This window comes from Anaeromicrobium sediminis, from assembly GCF_002270055.1.
Lineage (GTDB): Bacteria > Bacillota > Clostridia > Peptostreptococcales > Thermotaleaceae > Anaeromicrobium > Anaeromicrobium sediminis.
This window is the reverse complement of sequence record NZ_NIBG01000001.1, coordinates 359,692-374,998: the sequence shown is the minus strand read 5'-3', so window position 1 is coordinate 374,998 and position 15,307 is coordinate 359,692. Positions and strand designations below refer to the sequence as shown.

Genomic DNA, 15,307 nt, shown 5'->3' with positions numbered 1-15,307 from the left:
AGTGAAAGAAAATACCCTATATTTATAAGGGTATTTTTTTATTGGATAGGAGGGAAAATGGTGGTTATAAAAAATTATGATTGCGTAGATGCAGGTGGTGAGTACTGTCCATGTTATCTAGCAGAAGTAGGTGAATGTATACTATGCTCCCATCTTCAAAACAAGAAAATCTGTGAATGCATTTGGACTGGCCAATGTATATACCAAAATTATATTTGGAATCAAAATAAAAGAAAAGAGCAACGGCAGAATTTTCAAGCTAAAGTATTAGACAAGAAAAATATTATGGAAGATATTTTTTTGTTAAAAATTAAACTAGATAAAAAAATAGTTAAAGATCTCAAGCATCCAGGATCTTATTTAATGTTGAAAGATAATAATAGTCCAGAATACTTTAGTGCTCCCATGTCTATCATGGATACAAATGAGAAAGAGTCATGTGTATACACATTAATAGAAATACTAGGCTCTAAAACTAAGACTTTAAGTAATATAGAGGATAATATAGTAGTTAGAGGCCCTTATTTTAATGGATTAATAGGTCTTAAGAAATTAAAAAAGGCTAAAGGAAAGAAAATATTAGTAGTAAGTAGAGGAGCTGGTATAGCACCTGCTATAAACACTATTAAGTATTTGATAAAGAATGATAACAAGGTTACTTTCATAGTTGACTATGGAAGAAGAAAAGAAGAATTTATGGAAGAATATATAGAGAATTTAGACTGTACTATAAAAAAAATGAATTTGAAAGATGAAAACCACATAGATATATTAAAAGGTATGGCAAAAGAAGGATATGATATATTATATTCTTCCGGGTCTGATAATTTTAGTAGAAGAATGTATCCTATAGCGAAAGAAAATAAAATGGCCTTTGTCATATTAAATAATTCTAAAATATGTTGTGGAGAAGGAATTTGTGGATCTTGTACTAGTAAAGATGTACATGGGAATTTAGTGAAATTGTGCAAGACACAGGTAAAACCTCAGGAAATAATAGAAAGGGGGATACCAAATGAGTAAGGTCGTAATAATTGGCGGTGGATGGGCAGGTGTATCTGCAGCCATAAGTGCTAAAAAGGCAGGAGCTCAAGTAACTATAATAGAAAGAACGGATATGTTATTGGGACTTGGTAATGTGGGCGGTATTATGAGAAATAACGGTAGACATACGGCGGCAGAAGAAAATATATTACTTGGTAATTGGGAATTGTTTGAAATAACGGATAGGGTATCAACACATAAAAAACTGGATTTCCCAGGACATAAACATGCAAATCTATATGATGTATCAAGGGTAGAACCAGAGGTTAGAAAGCTTTTAAAAGAAATGGATATAGAAATAAAGTTAAAAAGTAGAGCTATTAATATAGAAATGAAGGAAAATAAAATTATAGGAATAATACTTCAAAATGATGAAATTATATATGGAGATGTATTTGTAGAAACTACAGGAAGTGCAGGAGGCATGGGAAACTGTAGCAAGTATGGTAATGGATGTGCCATGTGTATATTAAGATGTCCCACCTTTGGTCCAAGGGTAAGTATTAGTGCAAAGACTGGGAATGAAGATCAAATGGGAGAACGAAATGATGGTACATGTGGAGCTTTTAGTGGATCCTGTAAATTGAATAAGGAATCCTTAAGTGATGAAGTAAGGAAAGAATTAGATGAAAAGGGAGTAGTTGTACTACCAGTTAATGAAGATGATATAAACATGAATAAATTAGATATTAAAGTATGTCAACAATATGCCCTAAAGGAATATGCACAAAATGTAATATTATTAGATACAGGCCATGCAAAATTAATGTCACCCTATTATCCATTAGATAAACTTAGAAAGATAAAGGGTCTTGAGAATGCCAGATATGAAGATCCATACTCAGGAGGTATAGGAAATTCTATTAGGTATTTATCTATAGCTCAGAGGGACAATTTTATGAGAGTTTTAAATGTGGATAATTTGCTATGTGGAGGAGAAAAATCAGGTTTATTTGTGGGCCATACAGAGGCCATAACTACAGGAGCATTAGCAGGACACAATAGTGTACGACTAATTTGTGGTCTACCCCTATTAAAGCTACCCACAAACATTGCAATAGGAGATATAATATCCCATGAAAATCACATGAGAAATTCTGTTAATGGTCTTAGAAAGAGATATACCTTTGCTGGGTCCATATACTTTGAAAGGATGAAAATGCTAGGTCTATATATTTTAAATGAAGATATGTTAAAAAATAAAATAGAAAAATTAGGATTATTAAATATATACGATGAAAAAATACTATAAATTTAATTTAGGCTATCACCATACGGTGGTAGCCATACTTATGAAAATTTCTATTGAATTACATCAGTTAGCTATATATTGTAAAAAAAGGACTTACCATATGTAAGTCCAATTTTGTATATTTTTATGAATAATAAAAAACATAGACTTTATTTTAAACCTTCTTCTCTTAATTCCTTATCAGCAAGGTTCTCAATTTCCTTAGAAGTAAAAACATGTTCAGCCGTAAAACTTATACCAGCGCCAACATCTTGTCTATGGTTAGTAGTAGGAATTTTCTTCCCCACAATGCCCTTTCTTGATTTTTGCGTCATAATAATCCTCCTTAGATTTGTAGATGTGTACCAAGAACTACAGTATTAGTATGTGTTAAGTACATAAAATCATTCATTTTCATATTAATACTTCCGATAGGATTAATAAGTATACAAAGTGATTTTAGTAAACAAAATAATTAAATAAAACCATCCATAAGAAACAATACTGAGGAGTTCACAATAAATAATATGTGATTATTTCGTACGAAAATTGCACAACATGTGAAATTTCTGCATATGGAATTTGCATGAAAGCTAGTTATTAAGGGTAAATAAAATTGGCATAACTTTTGCTTTAATATAATGCGTAAGTTGGAAATCAATACAATTACAGAATCCTTATATTTCATTCATGAGAAAAATAAAGCTTTATTATTTTCAAATGATAATAATTGTATAACTAGAGAAGAAGGAGGAGAACTTATGGAATTCAAAAAGATCAAATATTCCCAAGAAAATGGGATTGCATCAATTATATTGAATAGTCCAAAAAACTTAAATGCACTAGATGAACCAATGTTAGATGATTTAATGGTTGCACTAGATATGTGTGCAGATGATGGAACTATAAAAGTGGTAGTTATTTCTGGTGAAGGAAAAGGATTTTCTGCAGGTGGAGATATTGGAAAGATGTTAGAAAACTTAGAAGGTAGTGAGCAGAGGCTGGCTCCCCTTGTACGTAAAGTTGGTATGACTGCATTAAAAATCCGTAACATAAGAAAGCCTGTAATAGCTTCTGTCCATGGACCAGTAGCTGGGGCTGGATTTAATTTTGCCTTACTTTGTGATTTTCGTATTGCTGCAGCAAATTCAAAATTTATACAAGCCTTTATAAACATTGGCCTAATTCCTGATATGGGTGGGACTTTCTTACTCACACGTATGTTAGGAGCTGCTAGAGCTACTGAATTAATCATGACAGGAAGACCTGTAAGTGCAGATGAAGCACTATCATTAGGATTGGTTAATCAAGTAGTACCTCAAGAAAACTTAGAAGAAACTACTTTGAAATTTGCTAAAAAGCTTAATGCTTTACCAAGTATAGCATTAGGAAAAATGAAAGTTCTTATAAATAGAGCAGCATTCGAAGGATTTGAAAATGCCCTAGATAATGAAACAGAATATCAGGTTCAATGCACAAATACTGAAGATTTTAAAGAAGGTGTTAAAGCCTTTGTAGAAAGAAGAAAACCTAAATTTCAAGGTAAATAATTAGAGGGGGATTTTACTATGGATTGGAAAAAAATATACGAAAATAAGGTTGTTTCAATTGAAGAAGCGGCAGCAAAAATTGAATCGGGAGATAAAGCTTGGGTTGGACCTTGTTCATCAGCACCTATTCAATTATTAGAGGCCATTGCTGATCGTGTTGACGAATTAGAAAATGTAGATTTCATGTCAGCTATGGCATTACATCCGTTTAAATTCTTACAATCTCCAAAATATATAGGAAGAATAAATTATCATACTATTTTCTATGGTGGATATAGTAAAGCTTTTTATAAAGTTGGAAATGTAAATATAAATTCAGCACATTTTTCAAAAATGGACAAAGTAATGGCTGAGTTCAACCCTAATGTCCTATTAGCGGATGTGTCTATGCCAGATGAAGAAGGATATATGTATTATGGACCTATGGGGGTTGCTTTTAACGGCTCAGCTGCTGATACAGCAGATAAAATCATCCTTCAAGTGAATAAGCATCAACCAAAAGTTAAGGGAATAGAACATAGAATCCATGTAAGTGAAGTAGCTTATATATGTGAATTTGACCATGAGTTACCTGAATTACCACAACCAGAAGTATCAGAAACAGATAAAAAAATTGCAGAACATCTTTTACCATTAATACCTGATGGTGCAACGATTCAAATTGGTCTTGGTGGATTAGCCAATGCAGTAGGGTATGGACTAGAGTCTAAGAAAGACTTATCTGTTCATACAGAAATGTTTACGGATTCAATGGTACATTTAGCTAAAAAAGGTGTAATCAATGGAAAAATCTATGCTGGATTAGGTTTAGGTAGCAAAGAATTATATGAATTTGTAGGTGAAGGTAAAGTAGAATTAGCTCCTATGCATACAGTAAATGATCCTTATGAAATTGGAAAAAATGATAATTTTATATCTATTAATGCATGTTTAATGGTGGATTTAACAGGACAAATCTGTTCTGAGTCTGTAGGATTTAGACAAATCAGTTCTACTGGAGGACAATTAGATTACGTAAGAGGTGCTGGACTGTCTAAAGGTGGAAAGAGTTTCATGTGTTTAGCATCAGTGACAAAAGATAAAGATGGTAAGTTAGTATCTAAAATAAATCCTGTTCTTCTTCAAGGAGCAGCCATTACAACACCTAGAAGTGATGCTATGTATATAGTAACTGAATATGGTGTAGCAGATGTATACAACAAACCTATTAAAGAACGTGTAAATGCATTAATTGCTATAGCTCATCCAGATTTTAGAGATGAATTAAGAAAACAAGCCATAGAAGCAGGTTTAATTACAGAGTAAGGTATATTGTTTGGATAAAGATCTGAAAATATTTAGGTCTTTATCTTATATTTTCAAAGAAAGAGGGGGACGTTTAATGAACTATAACATTAATAAAGTAGCAGTGCTTGGTTCTGGTGTAATGGGTGCAGGTATTGCAGCTCATATAGCAAGTGCTGGTATTCCAGTATGTCTTTTAGATGTGGTGCCAAGGGAATTGACAGAAAAAGAAAAGGCAAAGGGATTATCTTTAGAAAATCCACAGGTTAGAAATCGTATTGCACAAGCAGGTAAAGATAGAGTTACTAATCCTAGAAACAAAGCAATTTATCACAAGGATATGGGAAATATGATCCAGGTAGGTAACTTTACTGACAATATGCATATGCTAAGGGATTGTGACTGGATCATTGAAGTAATTGTTGAAAACCTAGAAATTAAAAAGAATTTCATGAAACAAATCAGTGAATACACAAAAGCCGGTGCCATTGTAAGTTCGAATACTTCTGGTGTATCTATCAATGAAATCGTAAAAGATTTACCAGTAGCATTCAAACAACATTTTATGGGAACACATTTCTTCAACCCACCTCGTTACATGAAGTTATTTGAATTAATTCCAGGAAATAATACTTCTAAAGAAGTAGTAGATTTCATGAAGGAATTTGGAACGAAGAGATTAGGTAAAGGGGTTGTTATGGCAAAGGATACTCCAGGATTTGTAGCAAATCGTATTGGATCTCATGCATTGGTAACAGCTGTAAAACTTACAGAAAAATATGGATACGATTTGACAAAAGCAGATCAACTTACAGGTGCTATTGTAGGAAGACCTAAGAGTGCAACATTCCGTACCCTAGATATGGTAGGGATTGATATATATGCCCATGTAGCAAATAACACTATCAATGCTATTGATGATGCAGGAGAAAAAGAAGCATTAACATCACCTGCCTTTGTACAAACATTAATCAACAACGGACAATTAGGAGATAAAACAAAACAAGGTTTCTATAAGAAAGTTAAGACAGAAAAAGGGAAACAAACCCTTATGTGGGATTACAAAAACGAAGAGTATATTGAATTACCAAAAGTAAAAGTTGAAGCTGTTGAAGAAGTAAAGAAAACAGCAAATCCTCTAGAAACATTAGTTTATGGAGAAGCAGAAGAAAGCAAATTTGCTTGGGAAATAATCAAGAGCACATTATTATATAGTGCAAATAACGTACCAACAATCGCTGATGATTATAAAGAAATCGATAATGGTATGATGTGGGGCTACAACTGGGAATTAGGACCTTTTGCAATCTGGGATGCAATCGGATTTGAAAAGTCTGTGAAAAAAATGAAAGAAGAAGGAGAAACGATTCCTCAGTGGATTGAAGAAAGATTAGCAGCTGGAAATACAAAGTTTTATGATGAAGCTAGTATTGAAACACCTTATATCACCCTTTCATCTGCTAAAAATAAAGTTGTAAAAGAAAATGAAGGTGCAGCTTTAGTAGACCTTGGTGATGGCGTTCTTTGCCTTAACTTTAAAACAAAGGGAAACTCAATAACAGATGATGTGATTGAAATGATGCTGATGGCTGTAGAAGAGGTGGAAAAGAACTACAAGGGATTAGTCATAGGAAATCAAAGCAAAAACTTCTCAGTAGGTGCAAACCTTGCAGTTGTAGGGAAATTAGCTGCTGATAAAAACTTTGAAGCTATTGGAAAGATGGTAGAGGGCTTACAAAAGGCAAATATGGCACTGAAGTATTGTAAAAAGCCAGTAGTTGCTGCACCATATGGCATGACCCTAGGTGGAGGATTTGAAATTGCTATGCATGCCCATAAAGTAGCAGCACATGCTGAAACTTATATGGGATTAGTAGAAATTGGTGTAGGGCTTATTCCAGCAGGTGGTGGTACGAAAGAATTATTAATGCGCACAATGGAAGGCTTAGACAAAGCACCTACAGGTGAAGTTATAACAAATTTGCGTAAAGCTTGGGAAAATATTGTTATGGCAAAAGTATCAAGTAGTGCCCATGATGGAATGAAAAAGAGATTTATAAGAGAGGCAGATCAAGTAGTAATGAGTAAAGATTATCTTATTGATGAAGGAAAACGTACAGTTCTTTATCTTGCTGAAAGGGGGTTTAGACCATTAGAAAAGAAGCCAGTTTGTGTATTAGGTACTACAGGAAGAGCTGCTATCCAGTTTAATCTAGACTTCCTGTCAAGAGGAGGATTTATCACTGAATATCATGCACATATTGCAAATAAAGTTGCTTATGTACTAACAGGTGGAGATGTTGCCAATGGCGCCTTAGTAACAGAGGAACAAATTCTTCAATTAGAAAAGGAAGCTTTTGTTAGTCTTTGTAAAGAAGAAAAGACATTACAAAGAATTGAACACATGCTAAAAACAGGTAAGGCTCTAAGAAATTAATGGAGGTGTTAACAATATGAAAGAGGCAGTAATCGTAGCTTTTGGCCGTTCGCCTATTGGAAAGGCGCCAAAAGGAAAACTTAAATATACAAGACCAGCTGATGTTGCAGCTCAAGTTATTAATGGCGTTTTAAATAAAGTTCCACAATTAAATCCTGAGGAAATTGATGATTTTGTACTAGGATGTGCATTTCCTGAAGCAGAGCAAGGATATAACTTAGGGAAAATTGTGGCCCTAAGAGCTGGATTACCAGAATGCGTACCAGGTCAGACTGTAAATAGATTTTGTTCATCAGGACTACAAACTATTGCTATGGCAGCGAATAGTATTATGGCTGGACAAGCAGATGTTGTGTTAGCTGGTGGGGTAGAATTTATGAGTACAGTTCCTATGTCAGGAAACATCATTGCCCCAAATCCATATCTTATGGAAAACAGACCAGAAGCATACATGTCTATGGGATTAACAGCAGAAAAAGTTGCAGAGAAATACAATGTAACACGTCAGATGCAAGATGAATTTGCAGTAGAAAGTCACAAAAGAGCAGCAAAAGCACAAGCGGAAGGAAAATTTGATGACGAAATCATTCCAGTAGAAGCAGTGAATCAAAATAATGAAACATTCATCTTCAATAAAGATGAGGGTGTTAGACCAAATGCAAGCATGGAAGGATTGGCTAAGCTAAGAACAGTATTTAAAGTAAATGGTACTGTAACACCAGGAAATGCATCTCAAATGAGTGATGGTGCAGCAGCAGTGATACTCATGTCAAGAGAAAAGGCAGAAGCATTTGGGGTTAAGCCTTTAGCCATATTTAGATCATTTGCTGTTGCAGGGGTAGATCCTGAAGTGATGGGAATTGGACCAATAAAAGCCATTCCAAAGGCATTAAAAATTGCAGGAATTAATATGGAAGATATAGATCAGTATGAGTTAAATGAAGCATTTGCATCACAAGCTATTGCTTGCATCAATGAACTAGGTCTTGATCCTGAAAAAGTAAATCCAAATGGAGGAGCTATTGCATTAGGACATCCATTAGGATGCACAGGTTCATTCTTAACAGCGAAACTTCTTTCAGAAATGAGACGTAGAGATGTCAAGTACGGGATTGTAAGTATGTGTATTGGCGGCGGCATGGGAGCTGCAGGTGTATTTGAGCTTGTTAAGTAAATTTTAGTCATGAACCTGGCCCATCTATTATGATGCTCTGAATTCAATTCTACACTTGATTTTAGAAAATCTTAAGTGTAGAAAACTCTAATCTAATATTTAAGTTAAGAAAAAGATTTAATTCATAAAATATATACTTTTAAGGAGATGATTACTATGCCAAAAGGAATAACCAAGGAACACCTTATAACAACTACATTAATGGTAGTATGGCTTGTAATATGTACCGTGATTTTAACGAAGCTACACATACATGATAAGTGGCCAGCATTTTTAGCAGTTATTTTTTTCTTTAATGTTCATTTCGATACTAGTAGTTTAAAGACAATTTTTGGTGCAGGAGCAATGGGTCTCTCTATAGGATATACTATGCCAATAATTCTTAGTGTTTTGGCTCCAATTGTTGGAGGAGAAATAGCATTTTATATGCTTATAGGCATCGTACTTTTCGTAATTATTGGTTTAGGACCAATCGCTAGATTTTTATTCAACCCTGTTACATTTACGTATGCTCTTTTAGCATTATTACATCTTAAAGAAGTGCCTGCACATACTTTTCAGTGGCTAGGAATTCATTTCTTAGGTGGTGCATTATGTATTAGTGGAATATACGGAATTGTAAGAATGATGAACAAGAATGGTGTCCATGATGGAGAGGCAACACATTAAAATAGTATGCTATATAAAATTCCAGCATATGTTATCCTCCTACCAGTATATATATTGGGGTTAATAGAGGATAACATAATTAGCTGGTATTTTTCTATCTGTAAATGTAAATAGGACCAACATTGCACAACATGTGCAATCTTTGTACTTATTAACTCCTTGGATGTTAGTTTTTTCAGCATATTAGAATTGGCATGAATTTTGGAAGGTAATAATGTAGAAGTTAATGAACTAGGTAATCCATATGTAATTAAAAATTAACAACAGACAACTTAAGTAGGAGGATAATAATGAAATACAAAAATTTATTTTCAGAAGGTAAAATAGGGAATTTAACATTAAAAAATAGAGTGGTTATGTCGCCAATGAGTCCCGGAATGGCAAAAAGAGATGGGGCATTAACAGAGGAAGTTATTGCTTTTTATGAAGAAAGAGCAAAAAATGGTGTAGGGCTGATCATCGTAGGAGCAACAAAAATAAATGAAGAACATGGAACAATGGAACCTTTTCAGCTTGCCATAACAAAAGATGAGCATATAGAACCATTAAAGAAATTTTCAGAAGCTATGCATAAACATGGTGCAAAAGTGTTTATACAATTAGCTCACCCAGGGAGACAAACTTTTTCTAACATAAACGAAGGAAACACAGTTGTTGGTCCTAGTGCAATCCCTTGTGTAGTTTGTAGAGAAGAAACAAGAGCATTAACAACAGAGGAAGTAAAAAGTTTAGTTAAAGATTTTGTACAAGGAGCTGTAAGACTAAAGTCTGCTAATGTAGATGGAGTGGAATTACATGCTGCCCATGGATATCTACTTAATGAATTCTTAAGTCCTTATTCAAACAAAAGAACAGATGAATATGGTGGAAACTTTGTGAATAGAATGAGATTTCTTGCTGAAATCATCAAGGGCATTAGAGAGGCCTGTGGAGAAGATTATCCAATCAGTGTAAGAGTTTCAGTAGATGAATTCTTAAAACAGTTTGGTATTAAAGAACAGGGAATCCAATTAGAAGAAGGCGTTAAGATTGCTAAATATTTAGAAACACTAGGAATTGATGTGATGAATGTATCTTCAGGTGTTTATATTACTTCCCATACAGTAATTGAGCCTACTTCTTATGAACAAGGTTGGAGAAAACATTTAGCGAAAACAATCAAAGAAGCTGTAAATATTCCTGTTATTGCAGCAGGTGTTTTAAGAGAGCCAACATTTGTAGAACAATTATTAGAAGATGGAGTTACAGATTTTGTAGCTTTAGGTAGAGGGTTAGTAGCAGATGCTGCATGGGTAGATAAGGGAAAAGAAGGTAGAGATGATCATATTAGAAAATGTATATCCTGCTTAACTTGTATAGAAAGTGTTGCATATCACAAACCTATAGCATGTTCTTTAAATGCGAAAGCTGGTAGAGAATTAAAAATTAAGGACCTTAAAAAAGATGGTGAAGGAAGAGTCGTTGCAGTTATTGGAGCAGGACCTAGTGGGATGGAGGCAGCTAGAGTATTAGCCATGAGAGGATTTAAGCCTGTAATATTTGAAAAAGAAAATGAAGTAGGTGGACAATTACAGCTTGCTAATAAACCTCCTAAAAAAGAAAAGATCACATGGTTTATAGATTATGAGTTAGCAGAGCTTAAAAAATTAGGCGTAGAAATAAGATTAAATACAGAAGCTTCTGTGGAAGAAATAAGAGCATTAAATCCATATGCAGTATTTGTAGCAGCAGGATCTAGCCCTATTGTTCCGCCAATTGATGGTGTAAAGGGTGAAAATGTGCATATGGTACCAGAAATATTAAAAGGTCAAGTAAAATTCGAAGGAAAAAAGGTTGTTGTAATCGGATCAGGTATGACAGGACTTGAGACAGGCGAGTTTTTAGCAGAACGAGGAAATGAAATTACAATCGTTGAAATGGTAGATAAAATTGGGAAGGGTATTTATGCACCAAATCGTATGGATGTATTAATGAAACTGATGAAGCATAAAGCAGAAATGCTTCCTAGTCATAAACTACAGGAGATTACCCATGAAAAAATTGTTCTTGAAAACTTAAAAACTAATGAATTGATTGAAAAAGAAATAGATCATGTAATTCTTTCATTAGGGACTAGATCAAACAATCAAATGATAGAGGAATTAAAAAATAACTTTAAAAATGTAAAAATTATTGGAGATGCAAATGAGCTTGGAAGAATTGTACAAGCTGTTGAAGCTGGATATACAGAAGCATGTAATCTATAATTTAGAATCACTTTATAGATATAGATTTACCTGCTTATAACACATAGAAAATGTCTGCAATAGTATTACTAGGAGGGATTAAAATGAGCAATAGCATTAAAGACACGAGAGTAGTTATGAGTCAAGTTATGCTGCCAAATCAAGCAAATATAGCAGGAAATATTCATGGTGGAGAAATTATGAAATTTATGGATTCTGTTGCATATGTAGCAGCAAAAAAATATGCTAGATCTAATATTGTAACTGCTAGAGTGGATGAACTACAATTTCATTTGCCAATTTTTATTGGAGCCTTGGTAACCTGTACTGCTGAAATTGCTTTTGTAGGAAAATCTTCTATGGAGGTGAGTGTAACAGTTGAAGTAGAAGATTTAGAAAAGAGTATACCACCTCAAAAGGCTTTATCAGCATATTTTACTATGGTAGCTTTAGATAATGAAGGTAAACCGAAGACTGTTCCAAAACTTGTGTTAAGTACAGAGGAAGAAAAGATGATGTTTGAAGAAGGTAAAAAAAGATATGAATCATATAAGTTAAAAAGGAATAAATAGATAGGAATAAAGGATCAATGAAATTTTGATAATGATGGACCTAGTATGAAAAATAGCATATAGAATAAGCGGTGTAAACTTCATATATGGTATAATACCAAAATTGAAGGGTACACCGTTTATAGTTTTAAGAAATATGGGAAATATAGAATATAAAATAAATTGATGTTAGAATGATATTTAATGAGTACGATTTAAGTAAAAAATATTGCGTGTTATTATTTGGGTATTCATATAGGTAGGAGGTGTAGATATGTATTACTCTGATGTAAGTTGTAATGTAGAAAATTCATTAAACAAACTTGACGGTTTAGGAATGAAGAAATTCTTATCTGTTGATTGGATGGGAATTGTTACAATAACTAATACAAATAAAATAATTATTGATGGAGGAAGAGATTATAATAATATAGGGGTATCTAGAATTATTAAGTGCTTAACAGAAATAAGTAAAGATATGATATTGTTAGAAGAAGGAAAAATATATGAAATATTACAAAATGAAAGTAATACTAACATAATGGTATCTCCTATACGGGTGCAAGATGATTATGAAGTATTTTATATATGTTGTAGTATAAGAGAAAAATATACTTCAAAAGATTTATCCATACTAGAATTCATTACAGAAGTTACATATGAGAATGTACTATTAAATAATGAAATTATTCAAGAAAGAAATTATCTACAAAATATTTTTAATAGTACAGAAGCATCTATTATCAGTATGGGTCTTGATGGGGTAATAACCACAGCAAATAGGGCGTCACTAGATGTTTATGGGTGGATACCAGAGGATATTATTGGAAGAAAGTATTATGAGCTTTTGACACAAGAAGAAAGTCACAATATGGACAAGAGTATAGAATATGTAGTAAAACATAACAAAACATATTATGTTAAAGAAGTTATATTTTCAAATGATACAGGTGAAGAGAAAATTGTCAATCTAGCAATTTCTCCTTTAAATGATAGCAAAAATCATGTTGTAGGTGTTGTAGTAATTTCGAGGGATATTACCAGGTTAAAAATATATGAAAGAGAATTAGAGCAGGCTAAACAATTTGCTGTTTTAGGAGAATTGGCAACAGGTGTTGCCCATGATATTAGAAATCCTTTAATGAGTATTAAAGGATGTGCTAATATTTTAAAAAGATCTTTACTGGAACAACCCAAACATATGGAATTTATAGAACCAATTATTGGTGAAGTAGATAGAATTAATGATGTGGTAGAACAAATGCTTTCATATGCTATGATGACGAAAGAAAATAGGAGTATTTTGTTAAGCATTAACGAAGTTTTAGAAAAATGTTTTAAGGTCATAGGTTTGCACAGGAAATCAAAACATATTTATATTGAAAAAAATTTATCACAAGATTTGCCTCTTATTAAGGGGAACAATGTACAATTGCAGCAAGCATTTATTAATATTTTAATGAATGGAATTGAAGCCATAGAAAGTGAAGGGATTATTAAAATTAATAGTGATTATATAAAGAAAGAAGAGAAAATAGGAGTTTCCATTTCAGATAATGGTGTGGGTATTTGTCCTGAAGAAATAGAAAAAATCTTTACACCCTTTTATTCTACTAAGAAAAAAGGCATTGGTTTCGGATTATGTATTGCTAAAAGGGCTATAGAAAGGCTCCATGGTGACATTAAGATAAAGTCTAAATTAGATGAAGGAACTACATTTGAAATCTATTTGCCCGTTAGAAGGGAGGAGCCATATGAATAAGAAAAGAATACTGGTAGCAGATGATGAAGTGAATATATTAAAAGTCATACGTGCAGAACTATTAAATGAGGGGTATGAAGTAGACTTAGCTTATGATGGTGATGAAGCTTGTGAAAAAATAAGAAAAAATAAGTATGATGTAGCTATATTAGATATTAGAATGCCTAAAAAGGATGGTATAGAAACTTTAAAAGAGATAAAAAGTATTCGTAAAGAAACTATTGTTATTATGATGACAGCATTTGGTACTATTGAAAATGCAGTAGAGGCAATAAAAATAGGTGCCTATGATTATTTAACAAAACCTTTTGATAGTACTGAATTAATATATAAAATTCAAGAAGCTTTAAAAATCAAGGAAAAAACTTCTAACAAAATGGATATTTCTGATGATAAACAAGTAAATCTAATTGGACAAAGCAAAGAAATGAAATTGATAAAATCAAAAATAGAAAAGATAAAAGATTTAGAAACTACAGTACTTTTAACAGGAGAAAGTGGAACAGGTAAGGGGGTTATTGCTAAAGCAATCCATTATTCAAGTGATCGCAATAATTTACCATTTATTCATTTAAACTGTGCAGTACTACCTGCAAATTTAATTGAAAGTGAACTTTTTGGACATGAAAAAGGATCTTTTACAGGAGCTGTTGAAAATAAGAAGGGTAAATTTGAATTAGCTGGAAAAGGAACGATTTTTCTTGATGAAATTAACTCCCTATCTCCTAATCTTCAAGCAAAGCTTTTAACTGTTTTACAGGAAAAAAGAATGGAGAAGATAGGTGGCTCTAAAACAATACCTGTTGAGGCAAGAATTATTGCTGCTACAAATGAAAATTTAGAAGAGGCTGTTAGACATAAGGAATTTAGAGAAGACCTTTTTTATAGATTAAACGTTATCACCATTGAATGTCCGCCTTTACGTTTCAGGCGAGAAGATATAGAGGCACTAACTTTGTATTTTTTAAAAAAGATAAATACAAAATTTAATAAGAATGTATTAGAAATATCCTCAGAAGTATGGCAAATACTTAAAAACTATGACTGGCCGGGAAATGTAAGGGAATTGGAAAATACACTTGAAAGTGCCATTGCTTTAGCTAATAGCACAACACTTTATGAAGATGATTTACCAATAAGGATTATTCAGAAGGCAAAGAATCATGAGTATTTTAATAATAACAATGGACTTAGTCCTTTAGAAATACAAGAGATTAAGGTAATAAAGAAAGCTTTAGAAAAATATGGTGGACATCGGGAAAAAACTGCTAAAGACCTGGGCATATCAAGGCGAACACTTCAATATAAATTAAAAAAATTTGGTTTAATAAATAAATAGGTATTTAATAATTTAAAGTAAGGTTATGATCTATTAAGGTC

General features: G+C 32.8%; 12 protein-coding genes. 11 read left to right on the top strand and 1 reads right to left on the bottom strand.

What is annotated here, in order from left to right; translation table 11 throughout:
- Positions 1–60: 60 nt before the first annotated feature.
- Both CCE28_RS01835 and CCE28_RS01830 read left to right on the top strand, forming a co-directional pair.
- Entirely contained in the window at positions 61–1,023 is a 963-nt protein-coding gene (locus tag CCE28_RS01835; RefSeq protein ID WP_176461601.1) for a sulfide/dihydroorotate dehydrogenase-like FAD/NAD-binding protein, read from the top strand.
- On the top strand, positions 1,016–2,296 hold the full coding sequence (locus tag CCE28_RS01830) for an FAD-dependent oxidoreductase (RefSeq protein WP_095130362.1): 1,281 nt from the start codon (positions 1,016–1,018) through the stop codon (positions 2,294–2,296). Before CCE28_RS01835 ends, CCE28_RS01830 begins: the two co-directional genes overlap by 8 nt.
- Positions 2,297–2,445: 149 nt before the next feature.
- Here the strand turns inward: CCE28_RS01830 and CCE28_RS21995 are convergent, their stop codons facing one another.
- Positions 2,446–2,610 carry a hypothetical protein gene (locus tag CCE28_RS21995; RefSeq protein WP_176461600.1) on the bottom strand — a complete coding sequence of 55 codons (165 nt, stop codon included), beginning with the start codon at positions 2,608–2,610 and terminating at the stop codon, positions 2,446–2,448.
- Between the two features lie 426 nt (positions 2,611–3,036).
- Between CCE28_RS21995 and CCE28_RS01825 the strand changes: the two genes are divergently transcribed.
- From CCE28_RS01825 to CCE28_RS01785, 9 genes are all read left to right on the top strand, one after another.
- Positions 3,037–3,825 (top strand): enoyl-CoA hydratase/isomerase family protein, encoded by a 789-nt coding sequence (locus CCE28_RS01825; RefSeq protein ID WP_095130819.1) that lies wholly within the window; start codon positions 3,037–3,039, stop codon positions 3,823–3,825.
- Positions 3,826–3,843: 18 nt separating this feature from the next.
- On the top strand, positions 3,844–5,130 hold the full coding sequence (locus CCE28_RS01820) for an acetyl-CoA hydrolase/transferase family protein (RefSeq protein ID WP_095130360.1): 1,287 nt from the start codon (positions 3,844–3,846) through the stop codon (positions 5,128–5,130).
- 76 nt (positions 5,131–5,206) lie between these two features.
- Positions 5,207–7,546 carry a 3-hydroxyacyl-CoA dehydrogenase/enoyl-CoA hydratase family protein gene (locus CCE28_RS01815; RefSeq protein WP_095130358.1) on the top strand — a complete coding sequence of 780 codons (2,340 nt, stop codon included), beginning with the start codon at positions 5,207–5,209 and terminating at the stop codon, positions 7,544–7,546.
- Between the two features lie 16 nt (positions 7,547–7,562).
- A complete protein-coding gene (locus CCE28_RS01810; protein WP_095130356.1) occupies positions 7,563–8,720 on the top strand; it encodes an acetyl-CoA C-acyltransferase in 1,158 nt (385 codons plus the stop codon).
- Positions 8,721–8,867: 147 nt separating this feature from the next.
- Positions 8,868–9,389 (top strand): hypothetical protein, encoded by a 522-nt coding sequence (locus CCE28_RS01805; RefSeq protein WP_207652837.1) that lies wholly within the window; start codon positions 8,868–8,870, stop codon positions 9,387–9,389.
- Positions 9,390–9,679: 290 nt separating this feature from the next.
- Complete coding sequence (locus tag CCE28_RS01800; RefSeq protein ID WP_095130352.1) at positions 9,680–11,635, top strand: NAD(P)/FAD-dependent oxidoreductase; 1,956 nt, start codon at positions 9,680–9,682, stop codon at positions 11,633–11,635.
- An 83-nt stretch (positions 11,636–11,718) separates the two neighbouring features.
- Positions 11,719–12,186 carry an acyl-CoA thioesterase gene (locus CCE28_RS01795; RefSeq protein WP_095130350.1) on the top strand — a complete coding sequence of 156 codons (468 nt, stop codon included), beginning with the start codon at positions 11,719–11,721 and terminating at the stop codon, positions 12,184–12,186.
- 253 nt (positions 12,187–12,439) lie between these two features.
- A complete protein-coding gene (locus tag CCE28_RS01790) occupies positions 12,440–13,927 on the top strand; it encodes a two-component system sensor histidine kinase NtrB (RefSeq protein WP_095130348.1) in 1,488 nt (495 codons plus the stop codon).
- The gene (locus tag CCE28_RS01785) at positions 13,920–15,266 is read left to right on the top strand and encodes a sigma-54-dependent transcriptional regulator (RefSeq protein WP_176461599.1); all 1,347 of its coding nucleotides are present in this window, start codon (positions 13,920–13,922) and stop codon (positions 15,264–15,266) included. Before CCE28_RS01790 ends, CCE28_RS01785 begins: the two co-directional genes overlap by 8 nt.
- Positions 15,267–15,307: the final 41 nt, after the last annotated feature.

What these genes read in the sequence shown, in the direction of transcription:
- CCE28_RS01830 (WP_095130362.1), top strand. Translation starts at nt 1,016, where the DNA reads ATGAGTAAGGTCGTAATAATTGGCGGTGGATGGGCAGGTGTATCTGCA.
- CCE28_RS21995 (WP_176461600.1), bottom strand. Translation starts at nt 2,610, where the DNA reads ATGACGCAAAAATCAAGAAAGGGCATTGTGGGGAAGAAAATTCCTACT.
- CCE28_RS01825 (WP_095130819.1), top strand. Translation starts at nt 3,037, where the DNA reads ATGGAATTCAAAAAGATCAAATATTCCCAAGAAAATGGGATTGCATCA.
- CCE28_RS01820 (WP_095130360.1), top strand. Translation starts at nt 3,844, where the DNA reads ATGGATTGGAAAAAAATATACGAAAATAAGGTTGTTTCAATTGAAGAA.
- CCE28_RS01815 (WP_095130358.1), top strand. Translation starts at nt 5,207, where the DNA reads ATGAACTATAACATTAATAAAGTAGCAGTGCTTGGTTCTGGTGTAATG.
- CCE28_RS01810 (WP_095130356.1), top strand. Translation starts at nt 7,563, where the DNA reads ATGAAAGAGGCAGTAATCGTAGCTTTTGGCCGTTCGCCTATTGGAAAG.
- CCE28_RS01805 (WP_207652837.1), top strand. Translation starts at nt 8,868, where the DNA reads ATGATTACTATGCCAAAAGGAATAACCAAGGAACACCTTATAACAACT.
- CCE28_RS01800 (WP_095130352.1), top strand. Translation starts at nt 9,680, where the DNA reads ATGAAATACAAAAATTTATTTTCAGAAGGTAAAATAGGGAATTTAACA.
- CCE28_RS01795 (WP_095130350.1), top strand. Translation starts at nt 11,719, where the DNA reads ATGAGCAATAGCATTAAAGACACGAGAGTAGTTATGAGTCAAGTTATG.
- CCE28_RS01790 (WP_095130348.1), top strand. Translation starts at nt 12,440, where the DNA reads ATGTATTACTCTGATGTAAGTTGTAATGTAGAAAATTCATTAAACAAA.
- CCE28_RS01785 (WP_176461599.1), top strand. Translation starts at nt 13,920, where the DNA reads ATGAATAAGAAAAGAATACTGGTAGCAGATGATGAAGTGAATATATTA.